Source organism: Blautia sp. CAG:257 (assembly GCF_000433815.1).
Taxonomy (GTDB): Bacteria; Bacillota; Clostridia; order Lachnospirales; family Lachnospiraceae; genus Blautia_A; species Blautia_A caecimuris.
Genome location: NZ_HF999096.1, coordinates 50,916 through 67,408 on the forward strand (window position 1 = coordinate 50,916; position 16,493 = coordinate 67,408).

Annotated in this window: 15 protein-coding genes and 1 tRNA gene; 13 read left to right on the forward strand and 3 right to left on the reverse strand. The window is 42.6% G+C overall.

Translation table 11 applies throughout. The features are described from left to right. Positions 1–105 precede the first annotated feature (105 nt). Positions 106–1,773, reverse strand: a complete 1,668-nt coding sequence (locus QVP40_RS11270; protein WP_022068510.1) for a glutamine--tRNA ligase/YqeY domain fusion protein — start codon at positions 1,771–1,773, stop codon at positions 106–108. A gap of 207 nt (positions 1,774–1,980) precedes the next feature. Between QVP40_RS11270 and QVP40_RS11275 the strand changes: the two genes are divergently transcribed. From QVP40_RS11275 to QVP40_RS11325, 11 genes are all read left to right on the forward strand, one after another. Further along, positions 1,981–2,052 (forward strand) — tRNA-Thr (locus QVP40_RS11275). Between the two features lie 330 nt (positions 2,053–2,382). After that, entirely contained in the window at positions 2,383–3,822 is a 1,440-nt protein-coding gene (locus QVP40_RS11280) for an ISLre2 family transposase (RefSeq protein WP_022068511.1), read from the forward strand. A gap of 192 nt (positions 3,823–4,014) precedes the next feature. Continuing rightward, on the forward strand, positions 4,015–4,608 hold the full coding sequence (locus QVP40_RS11285) for a Maf family protein (protein ID WP_022068512.1): 594 nt from the start codon (positions 4,015–4,017) through the stop codon (positions 4,606–4,608). Next, entirely contained in the window at positions 4,605–5,270 is a 666-nt protein-coding gene (locus tag QVP40_RS11290) for an HAD family hydrolase (RefSeq protein ID WP_022068513.1), read from the forward strand. Before QVP40_RS11285 ends, QVP40_RS11290 begins: the two co-directional genes overlap by 4 nt. Next, positions 5,263–6,063, forward strand: a complete 801-nt coding sequence (locus tag QVP40_RS11295; protein ID WP_022068514.1) for a Cof-type HAD-IIB family hydrolase — start codon at positions 5,263–5,265, stop codon at positions 6,061–6,063. The genes QVP40_RS11290 and QVP40_RS11295 overlap by 8 nt, the downstream gene beginning before the upstream one ends. 2 nt (positions 6,064–6,065) lie before the next feature. Further along, positions 6,066–6,323: a hypothetical protein gene (locus tag QVP40_RS11300; protein WP_022068515.1), complete on the forward strand. Its 258-nt coding sequence runs from the start codon at positions 6,066–6,068 to the stop codon at positions 6,321–6,323. Positions 6,324–6,480: 157 nt separating this feature from the next. Then, entirely contained in the window at positions 6,481–7,227 is a 747-nt protein-coding gene (locus tag QVP40_RS11305) for an ABC transporter ATP-binding protein (protein ID WP_022068516.1), read from the forward strand. 15 nt (positions 7,228–7,242) lie between these two features. Beyond that, a complete protein-coding gene (locus QVP40_RS11310) occupies positions 7,243–8,163 on the forward strand; it encodes a SufB/SufD family protein (RefSeq protein WP_334290695.1) in 921 nt (306 codons plus the stop codon). Positions 8,164–8,425: 262 nt separating this feature from the next. Next, positions 8,426–11,266: a COG1470 family protein gene (locus QVP40_RS11315; protein ID WP_022068518.1), complete on the forward strand. Its 2,841-nt coding sequence runs from the start codon at positions 8,426–8,428 to the stop codon at positions 11,264–11,266. Between the two features lie 122 nt (positions 11,267–11,388). After that, the gene (gene htpG, locus QVP40_RS11320) at positions 11,389–13,440 is read left to right on the forward strand and encodes a molecular chaperone HtpG (RefSeq protein ID WP_022068519.1); all 2,052 of its coding nucleotides are present in this window, start codon (positions 11,389–11,391) and stop codon (positions 13,438–13,440) included. Positions 13,441–13,836: 396 nt separating this feature from the next. Further along, the gene (locus QVP40_RS11325; RefSeq protein WP_022068520.1) at positions 13,837–14,163 is read left to right on the forward strand and encodes a sporulation initiation factor Spo0A C-terminal domain-containing protein; all 327 of its coding nucleotides are present in this window, start codon (positions 13,837–13,839) and stop codon (positions 14,161–14,163) included. Between the two features lie 28 nt (positions 14,164–14,191). Here QVP40_RS11325 and QVP40_RS11330 read toward each other — a convergent pair whose 3' ends face one another. After that, positions 14,192–14,656 carry a DUF5721 family protein gene (locus QVP40_RS11330; protein ID WP_288200518.1) on the reverse strand — a complete coding sequence of 155 codons (465 nt, stop codon included), beginning with the start codon at positions 14,654–14,656 and terminating at the stop codon, positions 14,192–14,194. Positions 14,657–14,840: 184 nt separating this feature from the next. Here QVP40_RS11330 and QVP40_RS11335 point away from each other — a divergent pair, with 184 nt between their 5' ends. Both QVP40_RS11335 and QVP40_RS11340 read left to right on the forward strand, forming a co-directional pair. Continuing rightward, entirely contained in the window at positions 14,841–15,680 is an 840-nt protein-coding gene (locus QVP40_RS11335) for a DegV family protein (protein WP_022068522.1), read from the forward strand. 99 nt (positions 15,681–15,779) lie between these two features. After that, positions 15,780–16,034, forward strand: a complete 255-nt coding sequence (locus QVP40_RS11340) for a hypothetical protein (protein WP_022068523.1) — start codon at positions 15,780–15,782, stop codon at positions 16,032–16,034. A gap of 82 nt (positions 16,035–16,116) precedes the next feature. Here the strand turns inward: QVP40_RS11340 and QVP40_RS11345 are convergent, their stop codons facing one another. Beyond that, complete coding sequence (locus tag QVP40_RS11345) at positions 16,117–16,317, reverse strand: cold-shock protein (protein ID WP_005425201.1); 201 nt, start codon at positions 16,315–16,317, stop codon at positions 16,117–16,119. Positions 16,318–16,493: the final 176 nt, after the last annotated feature.

Consider the following 16,493-nt stretch of genomic DNA (forward strand, 5'->3'; position numbering starts at 1 on the left):
TTAGTACAGGACATACAAATCTATAAACTGCATGAAAAAATACCCGCCGGACAGATGAAGGAGATCATCAGAGTCCTGGCGGGTATTTTGCTGTTTCGTTAGCTATTAAGCTTTTGGAAGCTTAAAGGAGCTTTTCAGGGATACAATACGGTTAAATACAGGCTGTCCCTCTTTGGAATCGTGAATGTCTGCACAGAAGAAGCCGTTTCTCACAAACTGGAAGCTGTCATAGCCTTTTGCCTTCATAAGTTCAGGTTCCACATAAGCAGTAACAGTAGTCAGAGAATTGGGGTTCAGGTTCAGAGAACCGTCTTCTTTATTATAAACACCCTTTTCTTCATCTACAATGTTCTCGTAGAGGCGGACGGTAACCTGTCCTGCCTGAGAGGCCTCTACCCAGTGGATGGTACCTTTTACCTTGCGGCCGTCCGGTGCGTTTCCGCCTTTGGTAGCCGGATCATAGGTACAGTGAACCACTCTGACAGTTCCGTCGTCATCAGCTTCAAAGCCTGTACAGGTAACAAAATATGCATTCATGAGACGTACTTCGGTGCCAAGGAACAGTCTTTTATATTTTTTCGGCGGGTCGATCATAAAGTCATCGCGCTCAATGTAAAGCTCTTTTCCAAAAGGAATTTTACGGGAGCCTAAAGACTCGTTTTCCATATTATTAGGAGCGTCCAGATACTCGATCTCACCTTCCGGGTAGTTGTCGATCACCAGCTTGATCGGGTCAAGGACAGCCATCATACGCGGACGTTTCAGCTTCAGATCTTCGCGGATACAGTATTCCAGCATTGCATAGTCTACAGAGCTGTTGGCCTTGGAAACACCGCAGAGGTCCACAAACATTTTGATGGATTCCGGTGTAAAACCGCGGCGTCTCAGAGCTGCAATGGATACCAGGCGCGGATCATCCCAGCCGTCTACAATGCCTTCTTCTACAAGCTTTTTGATGTAACGCTTGCCGGTAACAACATTGGTAAGGTAAAGCTTTGCAAATTCGATCTGCTTGGGAGGATGAGGATATTCCAGCTCCTTTACCACCCAGTCATAAAGCGGTCTGTGGTCCTCAAATTCCAGAGTACAGATAGAATGAGTGATTCCCTCAATAGCATCCTCAATAGGATGAGCAAAGTCATACATGGGGTAAATACACCATTTATCTCCTGTATTGTGATGAGTCATGTGAGCCACACGGTAGATAACCGGATCTCTCATGTTCATATTTGGAGACGCCATGTCGATTTTGGCGCGGAGCACTTTTTCTCCGTCTGCGTATTTTCCTTCTTTCATTTCTTCAAAAAGCTGAAGGTTTTCTTCTACAGAACGGTTACGGTAAGGGCTTTCTTTACCGGGCTCTGTAAGAGTTCCGCGATACTGGCGGATCTCATCAGCAGTGAGATCGCAGACAAAAGCCTTGCCTTTTTTGATCAGCTTTACAGCTGCCTCATACATCTGGTCAAAATAGTCAGATGCAAAGAAAAGACGGTCCTCCCAGTCTGCGCCCAGCCAGTGGATATCTTCTTTAATGGATTCCACAAACTCGGTTTTTTCTTTGGTAGGGTTGGTATCGTCAAAACGCATGTTGAACTTGCCGTTGTATTCCTGGGCAAGTCCGTAATTTAAAAGAATAGATTTGGCATGGCCGATATGAAGATAGCCGTTAGGCTCCGGTGGAAATCGTGTGTGTACGGTATCATATACGCCTTCGGCTAAATCTTTATCAATAATATTTTCGATAAAATTTTTGGAAATGGTTTCGTTCTCCATCTCGTTCCCTCCTGAAATGTTCTTGATTATTTATCATATCATAAAATTCGGGAATTTAAAAGTTTTTATGAGAAAACCTTCGGAAAAACTTAAAAACAGGTTCTCCAAATTTTTTTAAAAATTTATCAATAAAAATATTGACAATCCATTCCTCTTCTGTTAATATAATCAACTGTGAGCGGTACAACGCTCTTACAATTTCAGAATGCTGATGTGGCTCAGAGGTAGAGCACTTCCTTGGTAAGGAAGGGGTCACGGGTTCAATTCCCGTCATCAGCTTGCATAAAGACAATCAGAATAAAAGTTCTGGTTGTTTTTTTATACAAAAATATCCCGTCTTTCTTTTCTCCCAGTCATTTAGTCACTGATTTTTTAATCCTACGATGTTTTTATTTTGCGAACAAATTTATGAAGGAAAATGAAAAAGGAATTTCTGGAACCTTACCCGGTTTGCAAAGAAAAGAAAAGTCTGGTGGAAGTGCAGGTTTATTTGTTGATGTTGGAGTAAAGAAATAGTCAGTTAATTAAAAATAAATGAAAAGAGTATTGGTTCCTTGAGGTATAATGATTTCGACCAAAAAAACAAAAACCGAAAGGAGTCCAATACTCATGAATATTATAACATTAATCAATACTCTTGTCAGTGGATTATTGAATGCCCAGGAGGGATTTTTAGAACATTTAGACCAGTTTGCAGATTTTGAGGAGACTGTAAACAGGCTGACCGATCAGGTTGCGGCAGATTTCATAGGGCTGACCCTGACAGCTGCGGATACTCTGATCCGGGAAAGTAGAAAACGCAAAGCCGGCTATACGGTACAGAGAAGCAGGAACCGGACTTTAATCTCTGGCGTAGGCGATATTACATTTACACACACTCTGTATAAAGACCAGGATGGGAAGACCCGGTGCCTGTTGGATGAACTGCTCCGACTTCCAGACCGGGAACGGTTTACTCCTGTAGCAGAAGCAAGAGTATTGAACGAAGCGGCAGTCCATTCCTACCAGCATGCAGCAGACTCTGTCCAGACAAATGGGCAGACCATCACAAAAACTACCGTAATGAATAAGGTACATTCCATTGAAAAAGAACTCCCGCAGATGGAAGAGCCCCCCGTGGAAAAGAAAACATGTGAGTATCTTTATATCGAAGCAGACGAAGACCATATCCATAGACAGAAAAACGGGAAAAACCAGGGATGTTTCATGGGAAAACTGATCTATCTCTTTGAAGGAAAAGAAGAGGTCTGTAAAGGCAGGAGAAAACTGATCGCACCATTTTATTTTGGCGAGCTCTATGCAGGAACGGATCAGAATGCATGTCTGTGGGAAAGGGTAGACGCCTATATCCAACAGCATTATGACCAGGATGTTTTGAAATGCGTGTACATCAGTAGTGACGGTGCGGGATGGATCCGGACATCGACCAGTTATATAGGGAAAAGCAAGCTGGTGGCAGACCGGTTCCATCTGATGAAATATATCAACCGGGTAGCCCGTTATACATTGGATGAGGAAACGATTACAAAAGGCCGGTTTTATAAATACATTTACAAGAATAATCTTCTGGCGGTAAAAAAGCTCCTGACACGGATCAAAAACCATTGTGAAGGAAGCGGACGTGCGGTAGAAGAATGCCGGAAGTATCTGGTGGGGAACTGGGAGTATATCCAAAGGGCATTCCATGACAAACATGTACTGGGCTGCAGTGCGGAAGGGCATGTGAGCAGTGTGTATTCGGAACGGATGAGTTCCAGACCGATGGGATGGAGTGAAACGGGTTCAGACAGGATGTGTAAACTGAGATGTTTTATCCGGAACTATGGTCAGGAAAAAGTGATCGATCTGGTGAACTATCGGAGAGAGAGGGAAATGTCAGTAAGTGTGGCAACTGGTACAGATGGGATCATTGAGGAATGCCAGAGAAAACAGTATACAAAGAAACAAAGAGAAATCCAAAGGTATGCAGAGACGCTGCATGCAACTCTTTCCGGGAGTTCAACCGTACGGAAGATCCTTGCAATCAGGGAACAGATTGGGAATATCTAAACTTGAAAAAACGAGATGTAGGTTGTATGATTGAAAAAACGAGTCTATGACCATTTTCCTTTAGGAGCTGTCTTTTTCATTTCAACTGACAATTCGTTTACTTCATCTTTGTTGATTTTTCCGGTTGCGACAATTTTTGCAAAAGGTTATACTGTAATACAGAAAAGAAGAATAAAAAGGAATGAACAGATTATGAGAAAAATAATTCTGGCTTCTGCATCTCCAAGACGCAGGGAGCTTCTGGCTGCAGCAGGAGTGAGCTTTAAAGTCTGTCCCGGAAACGGAGAAGAACATATTACAGGAACAGATCCGGAAGAGGCGGTAAAAGAGCTGTCCTCTCAGAAAGCTTTTTCGGCGGTCTTTCCGGAGGCGGAAAACGGAACCGTGATCCTGGGCGCAGATACCGTGGTGGTTTTTGAAGGAAAAATACTGGGTAAGCCCAAAGATGAAGAGGACGCAGTACAGACACTGAAAATGCTCCAGGGAAATACTCATCAGGTTTATACAGGAGTTACCATTCTGGAAAATACTCGTGGTAAATGGCAGAAAACTTCTTTTGCAGAAAAGACAGACGTGACCTTTTATCCGGTATCTGAAAAGGAAATCCGGGACTATGTAAAAACCAAAGAACCTATGGACAAGGCGGGAAGCTACGGAATCCAGGGACTATTCGGTATTTATGTGAAAAGTATTTCAGGGGAGTATTCAAATGTAGTCGGCCTGCCTGTGGGACGACTGTTTTATGAAGCAAAAAAATCAGGAATAGAACTGAGGTGGCAGGAATGATAAAAGCATGTATCTTTGACCTTGACGGAACTCTGGCTGATACCCTGGAATCCATGGCAGCAGTGGCAAATGAGCTGATGGATGAAATCGGACTGGAGAGGCAGCCAGTGGATCATTTCAGATATTATTGCGGCGAGGGAGCCAATATGCTGGTTCGCCGCTGCCTGAAGGATGCCGGCGATCCGCAGCTTATGTATTATGAGGAAGTATGCAGAAAGTACAGAGAAAGGTTTAATGCAGACCCTCTGTATAAAGTCAGGATCTATCAGGGGATTCCGGAGCTTCTTGACCGGCTGAAAAAACAGGGAACTGCCCTTGCAGTCTGCTCTAATAAGCCCCATGACGCTGCGGTGAAGGTTGTTGGGGAGCTGTTTGGCAGTACCTTTGATTTTGTGATCGGGCAGAGTGAAGAAATCCGCAGAAAACCTGCTCCTGACGGACCCTTAAAGGCGGCGGAAGTACTTGGAGTAAAACCAGAGGAATGTCTTTATATCGGAGATACCAAAACGGATATGCAAACAGGAAACGCGGCGGGAATGCACACGGTGGGCGTTCTCTGGGGCTTCCGGGACAGGCAGGAGCTTCAGGAAAACGGAGCAGGGGTTATAATAGAAAATCCGAAGGAACTATTAAAAATTTACGAGGAATACAACAATGATTAAATTAGTGGCAAGTGATCTTGACGGAACTCTTCTTTTAAACGGGGCACAGCAGCTTCCGGAAGAGATTTTCCCATTGATCAGAGAACTGAAAAAGCTTGGAATACTTTTTGTGGCGGCAAGCGGAAGACAGTATCCCAACATGAGAAGGCTGTTTGATCCGGTGGCAGACGAGATGGCTTTTATCTGCGAAAACGGGGCTCTGGCAGTAAGAAATGAAAAGGTTTTTTATCAGGACAATTTTGAGCCGGAGCTGGTGAGAGAAATTCTGGAAGCAATAGAAGAAAAGGACGGCGCAGAGTTTTCCTGCGCAACCAGAGACTTCTATTATATACGTCCGAAAACACAGCATTATCTGGACCTGATGACAAAGGTGGTAAAAACAACAAGTAAAGTGATAGAGAGTCTTGATGAAGTGAAAGAACCCTGCATGAAGCTTGCTGTATATGAAAGAGGACTTCAGGAGGATTCGATCCGGTACTGGCAGGAACGTTTTTCTGATAAATGTACGGTTGTAACCTCAGGGACAGAATGGGTGGACTTTATTCCTTTTGGAACCAATAAGGCAAAGGGCTTAAAAGAATATCAGAATCAGCTTGGGATCAGACCGGAGGAATGTGTGGTATTCGGGGATGAATACAATGACATTGAGATGCTGAAAGCAGTTCCCTGGAGCTTTGCCATGAAGCATGCCAAACCGGGAGTAATAGAGGCGGCATCCTATACGGCAGAAAGGGTAGAACCAATCCTGGAACGTCTGATCCGGGCAAATGGAAAAATTGAGGAGGTAATCTGAAGATGTACAAAAAAGAAAGCGTTGAAACATTTCTGAAAGAGCAGAGCAGACTGTATGACGAGCCGGTGGCAGAAAGCTATGAGGAGGCAGAAGAATTTCTGGAGGACTGTATGGCTGTTGAGGTAAAAACCTTAAAAGAAGTCCGCCGCTATCTGGATGAAGCAGGAGCTGACATTGAGGGAATGACAGATGAAGAGCTGAAGGAGGCAAGCGAGGTATTTGCACTGCCTTCAGGAGGCTATCTGATCGTAGAGGGATAAGAATACAGAAATAAGAATCAGGAGAGTACTGCGCAAAATCTGTCAGGGCTCTCCTGTTTTCTTAAATAAAATCATCCATGTAAGAAAAAATGTGCTATGATATATAACAGTGAAAAAATAAGGGCGGATTTTCTGCCTGTATGGAGGAACAGATGATATGTTGGAATTAAAAAACATCAGTTTCCAGGTGCCTGATGAAAAAACAAGAAACACAAAAGAAATCGGAATTTTAAAAGATGTAAGCCTGACTCTGGAGGATAACCAGTTTGTGGTGATCACCGGACCAAACGGTGGCGGAAAGTCTACTCTGGCAAAAATTATTGCCGGGATTGAAAAGCCTACGTCCGGCCAGATCCTTTTTGACGGACAGGATATTACGGATATGAGCATTACAGACAGAGCAAAACTGGGAATCAGCTATGCCTTTCAGCAGCCGGTGCGATTTAAAGGGGTGACAGTATTTGATCTTCTCCGTCTGGCAGCAGGAAAAGAAATTTCTGTAGCCGGAGCCTGTGAATATCTTTCCAAGGTAGGCTTATGCGCAAAAGATTATATCCGCAGAGAAGTGAACGGAAGCCTTTCCGGAGGTGAGATCAAAAGGATTGAGATCGCAACGATCCTGGCGCGAAAAACAAGAGTATCTGTTTTTGACGAACCGGAGGCTGGAATTGATCTCTGGAGCTTTCAGAATCTGATTCAGGTTTTTGAGGAAATGCATGAACAGCTTCATGGCTCCATTCTGATCATTTCGCATCAGGAACGCATTCTGAATATTGCAGATCAGATCATTCTGATCGCAGACGGAAAACTGGTAAAAAAAGGAACAAAGGAAGAAATTCTGCCGGAGCTTCTGGGAACGGCAAATGCAGCGCCATCCTGTGATAAGGCTGCAAATCGTAAATAAAGGGGAGAGTGAGAAATAATGGACGCAATACAGAGAGAACTGCTGATGCAGGTGGCCGGTCTTCATGAGATCCCTGCAGGAGCTTATAATATCCGTTCCAACGGACAGAGTATTGACAGAAAAAGTACAGGAAACATAGAAATCATCAATAAACCGGATAAAAGCGGCATTGAAATCCATATTAAGCCGGGAACAAAAAAGGAAAGTGTTCATATCCCGGTGATCATGAGCCAGTCCGGTCTTGAGGAAGTGGTTTACAATGATTTTTATATTGGGGAAAATTCAGACGTTACGATCATTGCCGGCTGCGGAATCCATAACGGAGGGGATGCCGCCAGCCGCCATGACGGAATCCACAGATTTTTTATCGGTAAAAACGCTCATGTAAAATATGTGGAAAAGCATTATGGAAGCGGCGATGGAAGCGGGGAGCGTATTATGAACCCTGTAACAGAGATCAGCCTGGATGAGGACAGCTTTATGGAAATGGAAACAGTCCAGATCAGAGGCGTGGATTCGACAAAGAGGGAAAACAGAGCCCATCTGAAGGCAGGCGCAAAGCTGGTGGTCATGGAGCGTCTGATGACTCATGGAAAACAGAAAGCAGAAAGCTGGTTTGACGTGCAGCTTGACGGAGAGGACTCTTCTGCCAATATTGTGTCCCGCTCTGTGGCAAGAGATGAATCCTGGCAGCTGTTCCAGTCCCACATCAGCGGAAATACCAGATGCAGCGGACACACGGAATGTGATGCCATTATTATGGAAAATGCAAAGATCAGCGCTGTTCCTCAGCTTACTGCAAATCATGTGGATGCGGCTCTGATCCATGAAGCTGCCATCGGAAAAATCGCCGGGGAACAGCTTATCAAGCTGATGACGCTGGGGCTTACGGAAGCTGAAGCAGAAGAGCAGATCATAAGCGGATTTTTAAAATAAAGAAAGCCTTTCATTTAAGAAGAAATAAAAGAACCGGAGAAAAAGCACAAACAGACTGCAGCTTCTCCGGTTTTTATTTACCGGATCAGGTAAAACAGAGATTACATGATTGTTTTTATATATGCTATAATAACCATACAGGAAATAGGAGATACTGAACTGTGTCTTTGCTTACAGCAGGATAATTCCTGTAAAAGTCCATGACTCCGGTAAAAATGGGCATAATAGAAAAATAGCAGAAAGCAGAAAAGGAGGATGACTTATGAGAGCAAAAAGAATTGCAGCGATCGTCATGTCTGTTTTTATGGTGCTGTCCCTTCTTCCCTCGGCCGTGTTTGCGGCAGCGGTATCTACTTTGGAAGGGCAGGTTAAGATCAACGGAAATGCAACTCCTGGAACAACTCTCAGTGCTGATCTGAACGGAGTGAAGCCGGAAGGAATATCAGAGGACAGCGTCAGCTATGTATGGTCCAGAAAGGCGGCATCTGATACAGATAACAGGAACATTACAGAACTCAGCAGGGAAAAAACATATTCTGTGACCCAGGACGATGTAGGGTCAAAGATTCTTCTGACAATTACCGGGCTGGAAGATAAAGGCTATACCGGAAGCCTTAAAGCAGAAACAGCAGAAATAACAGCAGTTTCCCAGGAGCCGGCACAGACAGAGGAGAATAACAGTCAGGAAACAGAAGTCCTGCCGGAAGAACCCTCCCAGGAAGACGCTGAACAGCCAGTGCAGGAAGCACCCCAGGAGGAAATCCAGGAAGAGGCAGGAAGCGAATCTGTAGACGGCATCCCGCCGGCGCAGGAAGATACAGACGTACCGGAAGAAACATATGATGAAGCGGAAGAGACTTTAAATGAGAATGAGATCCTGACGCCGTTTGATCCGTCAGAAGAGGAGAACGGTGAGGCGGGAAGCGAGTCCGTGGACGGTATTCCGCCGGCACAGGAAGACGGAGAAGAAAGCATTCCGGAAGAGAATGAGCAGGAAAATCCTTCCGGTACAGAGGAACAGGTCTTCAGTGTGGAAGTGATCACAGAAGACGGAGCAGGTGTTCTGGATTTTGGAATACTTCCGGTGGGAGAAACAGCAGACGGAACAACAAAGAATGTAACCGTAAGGAATACAGGAACAGAGACATTGCATTTTCTGGAAAATACCCCGGAACATTTTGCAGTGCAGGACATTCATGATCCCCTTGAGCCGGGAGCAGAGGTAACTCTTTGGGTATCACCAAGACAGGGAACTGCGGCGGGAACATATGAAGATACTATTGCATATCAGACGGAAGAAGGGGTGGAAGCCTCCTTTACTGCAAGAATGGTTCTGGAAGCTTCAGAGCAGCCGGAGACTCCTGAAGGATCTGCACTGTCTGCTGATCTGGAGTTAATGGAATTCGGCACACAGGATGCTCAGAAGCTGATGCTCACGAATGATTCTTCTGAGGATATCACAGTTGAGGCATTCACAGAGACAGGAAAAGTGATCGCAGATCCGGGTACAGCAGTTGTGCCGGCAGGAGGAAGCGCTGAGTTTGCTGTGATTCCGGCCGAGGATCTGGAAACAGATAAAGATTATCAGGATGTGTTATCTTTTACAGATATCAACAACAGTGAAAATACAGTTTCGGTACAGGTGAAACTGAATATTCCTTCAGAGAAGCCGCAGGGCGGCAGTGATGTTGCGGCAGATACCGATATGGTGGATTTTGGTGCTGTGATTGAGGGATATGGGGAAGCTCCTGCAGAAAAATCCGTGACCCTGACCAATCATGGAACAGAGGAAGCCGCTCTCTCTCAGCCGGCAAGTGAAAATGGAGATTTTCAGTTCTTCGATGCAGTTCTTGCTGATCAGAAGATCGGAGCAGGAGAGAGTACAACTCTGATTCTTCGTCCAAGAACAGGACTGGCGGCAGGAAGCTATCAGGAAAGCTTTATGGTTGCAGATGAAACCTCCGGAAAGAAAATTGAAATTACTGCCAGTCTGACGGTTGAGGCTGTAAATCACAGCCTGAGCGCAGCTCCTTCCGAACTGGATTTTGCGTCAGCAAAAAAAGGATACGGACAGATTGAGGCCCAGCAGGTTACTGTGACCAATAATGGAAATGTTACTGAGACACTGGTACAGCCTGCAGGAAAGAATTTTGAAGTAAGTAAAGTGGAAGCTTCAGCGCTGACTCTGCAGCCGGGAGACTCTGTAAGCTTTACCGTAAGGCCGAAGACAGGTCTTGATGTAAATACTTACCAGGAAACCGTAGAAGTGGCATCAGAAAGCGCAAAAACAGGCTTTAAGGCAGTTTTCCAGGTAATCAAGGGAAGCGCATCCCTTACAAAGATCCAGACTCCGGCAGATATTACCGGACTGGCAAACGGAACGAAAAAGGATGCAAAATCCTTAAAACTTCCGTCAGTGGTTGTAATTGAAACAACATCAGGAAATATGAATGCGGCAGTATCCTGGGATGTGAAGAACTGCAGCTATGATCCGTCCGGTACAGATGCGCAGAGCTTCCGTGTTCAGGGAACTGTGAAGCTTCCGGAAGGTGTTGACAATGATAAGAACCTGGAGCTTAAAACAAGTGTTAAGGTCAGTGTAAAAGCGTATACTTCAAAAACTGTATCTGCAGATCAGAATAAGATCACAGGAATCGAGTACAATGGAGTGTACACTACACAATCCAGAATTTCCTTTACTGCGGTAGGCGCAGGAATGGACAATGCATCTCCGAGAAAAGGCGATACCAGATATCTTCCTTTGAACTGGACTGTGATCAATACAAATAACTGGGATGCAGCGCCGTATACAGCTACCTTTGGCCTGGCTCAGAGCGGAGATTACACACTGAAGGTTACTTTCCAGCTTCAGACCTATGACGGAAAAACATGGAAGAGTTCTGAAACCTATGATACAAAGTCAGTACCGTTTACCATTTCCAAGGCAAAGGTTACTGCTCCGGGACAGAACCTTACTCCTGCAGCAAACCGCAAAAATGCAGTAAAAACAGGAGATGATTCACCGATCGCTGTTTTTGTGGTGATTCTTGTAGTAGCTGCGGCAGCCATTGCAGGCGTGATTATTTACCGTAAAAAGAAATAAAAAGTTACAAAACAAAATTACTAGCACTCATTTAATGTGAGTGCTAGTTTTTTCTTGACTTTTATGAGAAAGGGTATTACTATATATCACAGAAATGAAAAAAACAAAGGAGTGTGGAATACATGGCTGTAAAGCATGGTAACTTATCAATTAACAGTGACAACATTTTTCCTATTATAAAAAAGTGGCTTTATTCAGATCATGATATTTTTGTGCGCGAGCTTGTATCAAACGGATGCGATGCAATTACCAAACTGAAAAAGCTGGAGGTAATGGGAGAATATAGTTTCCCGGAAAATTATAAGCCTGCAATCCAGGTAACCGTTGATTCTGAAAAAAAGACTCTGAAATTCACCGATAACGGTATTGGTATGACTGCAGACGAGGTGGAGGAATACATCACTCAGATCGCTTTTTCCGGCGCTACAGAATTTCTGGAGAAATATAAAGATAAAACAACGGATGATCAGATGATCGGGCATTTTGGCCTGGGCTTTTATTCTGCATTTATGGTAGCAGATGAAGTGCATATTGATACGCTTTCCTATAAAGAAGGTTCTGTTCCGGTTCACTGGACCTGTGACGGCGGAACAGAATATGACATTCAGGACGGAAATAAAGATACCGTAGGTACAGAAATCACGCTGTTTCTGAATGAAGAGAGCCTGGAATTCTGTAATGAATACCGTATGCGTGAGGTTCTTGAAAAATACTGCTCCTTTATGCCTGTAAATATTTATCTTGCAAAAGAAAATGCAGAGCAGGAATATGAGACGATTGATGAAGCTGATTTAAGAGATGACGATGTTGTTGTGGAGCATATTCACGAAGAGGCAAAAACAGAGGAAAAAGAAAATGACAAGGGAGAAAAGGAAATCGTAGAAATTTCTCCTGCAAGAGACCGCGTAAAGATCAACAAACGTCCTGTTTCTTTAAGTGATCCTCAGCCGCTCTGGATGAAACATCCAAACGAATGTACAGACGAAGAATATAAAGAATTTTACCGTAAAGTATTTATGGATTATAAAGAGCCGCTGTTCTGGATCCATCTGAACATGGACTATCCATTTAACCTGAAAGGAATCCTGTATTTCCCGAAGATCAATACAGAGTATGATTCCATTGAGGGAACCATTAAACTTTACAACAATCAGGTATTTATTGCAGATAATATCAAAGAAGTGATTCCGGAATTCCTGCTGCTTCTGAAAGGCGTGATCGACTGTCCGGATCTTCCGCTGAACGTATCAAGAAGCGCACTTCAGAACGATGGATTTGTTCAGAAGATTTCTGAATATATTGCGAAAAAAGTAGCGGACAAGCTGACCGGAATGTGTAAGACAGACCGCGAGGCATACGAAAAATATTGGGATGACATCAGTCCGTTTATTAAATTTGGATGTATTAAAGACTCAAAGTTTGCAGACAAGCTTCATGACTATATTCTGTTTAAGGATCTGGACAACAAATACCTTACCCTTAAAGACTGTATAGAGGCAAACAAGAAGGAAGAGGCAGAACACACTGAGGAAGAGACTCAGGAAAATGCAGAAGAAAATAAAGATGAGAAAGAACCGGAAAAGACAACAGTATTTTATGTGACAGATCCGGTACAGCAGAGCCAGTATATTAATATGTTTAAGGAAGCTGGAAAGAATGCGGTGATTCTTTCTCATAATATTGATACTGCCTTTATTTCTCATCTTGAGCAGAGAGATCAGACACTTCAGTTTAAGAGAATTGATGCAGATCTGACAGAAGAGCTGAAGGGCGGAGACGCTGCTGATGACGATACAGCAAAAACGCTGACAGAGCTTTTCCGTAAAAATTTGAATAAAGAAAAGCTTGAAGTGAAAGTAGAAAGTCTGAAGAATGAAGCAGTATCCGCAATGATGATGCTTTCTGAGGAAAGCCGTCGTATGCAGGATATGATGAAAATGTATAATATGTATGGAATGGATCCGGGAATGTTTGGCGGACAGGAAACACTTGTCTTAAACATTAACCATCCTCTGGTGAAGTTCCTTGCAGAGAATCAGGAGTCTGAACATGCAGCAGTTATCTGTGAACAGCTTTATGATCTGGCAATGATCAGTCATAAGCAGCTTTCACCAGATGAAATGACAAAATTTGTTCAGAGAAGCAATGATATTTTGATGCTGCTGACAAAATAAACCAAAATGAATGTGAGTAAAGTCCCGGTGCCTGAAAAGGTAACCGGGATTTTTGTATGTTTTCTAAAAGACAAGAAACTATTCTTTTTTAAAGAAAATAAAGAGACAGACATAAAAAAATAAGTACAAAATGTTCTGATAGAGTGAAAAATATAAATTTTTGTATTATTTTGATATAAAACGCCAAAAATTAATATTGACAAATTACATCGTGATTCTTATGCTAGAAAAGTATGTCCGAGCAAGGTTTTGTTGAAGAATCTCGAAAAAATTATGAAAATTACTTTTTCTTTCGATATTCCACGAGTTATTTAGTAAATAGAAAAATATTGATAAATTGTCGTATAGTATATGGGAGAAAAAGAAAATTAGAAATAAATTTCAGAGGAGAAAGAAATGAGGAAAGTATACCATTTAATCAGACAGATGGGAGTAACATCGAAGTACAAAGGATATTATTTTGTGGCAGATGCTGTAAAACTGTCCATGGAGACAGCCGGATATCCCCTGAGAATTACCAAGGATGTGTATCCTCCGTTGGCGAGAAAATATAAATCTACCCCGAACAATATTGAACATGATATCCGGACTGTAGTCAATGTCTGCTGGTGTGCGAATAAAGATCAAATGGACAGGATTGCCGGATATCCTCTGAGTTACAAGCCTACAAACAGCGAGTTTGTAGACATGCTGGCATTTTATCTCAGTTCAGATGACAGATAGTTGATAAAAAAGATAAAAGAAAACTGTTTTACAGGGATTCACAGTTAATACCGAGACCGCGGAAAAAGTTGTGAACGGAAACGTCCCAGAACTGTTCAGCACGTTTGTCCATGGAAAAGTATATTTGAGAGATTCCTGTAGTACACAAGAGCGTATTATTTTTATACTGTATAATTAAAGAGAAGCTGCTGACAGCAGAAAAAAGGTCAGACTCTTTTTCTTCAAAAATAGAGAAAAACTGTTCAGGTGAAAGCTGAAATACAATTTTGAACTGCAGCGGAGTTCGTTTTCCGCGTATGATTGAAAAGCAAAAAGGTTTTATTTCCCTCCATGCAGAATAAATGGTCTTGTTTTGGGTCAGGATATCCTGTGTGTCGGTATCGAAAAATTCTTTATTTATTAGCCCATCTATGGAAAAAGTATTGAAAGTTGTGACAGAAGCTTCTGCCATGGGAAATTGATCAAAGGTCTCCCCGATCAGAAGCCGGTTCATAAATCCTTTGACATCGTTGATTTTCAGTGCAAGCATATTCAGGCTCCCTTGATTTTTTTTTATTATAAAACAGAAATGAAAAAAAGAACAGAGTTTTTAGAAAAAGTCTTTTCAAATGAAAAGTGATATGGTAAGATAAACGTGGTATTCGATACTACATATAATGGAAAAGAGGACGATATAGTTGAGTTATAAAATTATTATAGACAGTTGCGGAGAATTTCTTGATGAATGGAAAGACGATGAACGTTTTGAATCTGTTCCGCTGACACTTAATGTAGGCGGAGAGACTGTAATAGATGATGATACTTTTGATCAGGCTGAGTTTTTGAAAAAAGTGGCTGCCTGTCCGGAGTGCCCGAAATCTGCGTGTCCGTCTCCGGAACGCTATATGAAGGCTTATGAATGTGAGGCAGATCATATTTATGCAGTGACTTTATCTTCAGAGCTGAGCGGCTCATATAACAGTGCAGTTCTTGGAAAAGATCTGTTTCTGGAAGAGAATCCCGGAAGAAATGTTTATGTATTTAATTCCCGGTCAGCCTCTGTGGGAGAAACGCTGATCGGAATAAAGATTCAGGAATGTGAGGAAGCAGGCTGTTCTTTCCGGGAAACTGTGGAAAGAGTTGAAAAATATATAGCAGAACAGAATACATTTTTTGTTCTGGACGATCTGGAAACACTTCGCAAGAACGGACGTCTCAGCAGAGTGAAATCTCTTGTTGCAAGCGCTCTTAAGATTAAACCGGTTATGGGATCTACAGATGAGGGAACTATCTGTCAGCTTGATCAGGCAAGAGGAATAAATAAGGCTCTTATAAAAATGGTTCAGCACGTTGTGGAAAAGACAGAAAACAGTGAATCAAAAGTTCTGGCAATTTCTCACTGTAATTGCAAAGATCGGGCAATGCTCTTAAAGGAAGCGCTTCAGGAAAAGCTTACAACCAAAAAGATCATTGTTCTGGATACTGCAGGCGTCAGCAGTATGTATGCAAATAATGGCGGTGTTATTGTCGCTGTTTAAAAGCATTGCATGAATGAAAATGACGTGCTATAATTATCTGTATATTCAGCCTGCTGCAGAAATAAACAGCAGTCTATTTACAGTAAAGGAGATTCAGTTATGAGCCAGAAAAAAGTGGATCAGTATAAAGAAAGAAAAAACGGCCACAGCAAAGAACAGAAAAAAGAAAAGTTTTATGACTGGCTGGAAAGAATTGTGGGCGTAGTTGTCTGTGTGGCTCTTGTTGCATGGATCGGATATTCTGTTTATGACAAAATAGAACAGAAACAGGATTCTGTTGTAACACAGACTACTATGGACACATCTGCTCTGGACAGCTATGTAGCCGGACTTTCAGCAGAAACAACAGAATAAGCAAATAAAAAAATCCCCGGTATATGCCGGGGATTTTTGTGATCAATACGAATGCTATCCGATATGAACAGATAATAACTTATTATAATTTTGTAACATTAGCTGCCTGCATTCCGCGAGCGCCTTCTGTCAGATCATAAGTTACGGCCTGTCCCTCATCAAGAGATTTGAATCCTTCGCCGTTGATTGCAGAAAAGTGTACAAATACATCAGCGCCATCCTCACCTGTGATGAAGCCGTATCCTTTTTCTGCGTTGAACCATTTTACAGTCCCCTTGTTCATGATGTTACCTCCATAAAAATAAAAAGTTAAAAGTCCATCTGACGAAAAAAATCACCAGATTTTACAGACTATATCATGTAATATATAATCTCTAAAAACTAGTGATTTTATATTAATAATGTAGTGGATTTGATATGATTATATAGCTCATATTTTAAATTGTCAAGATTATTCTT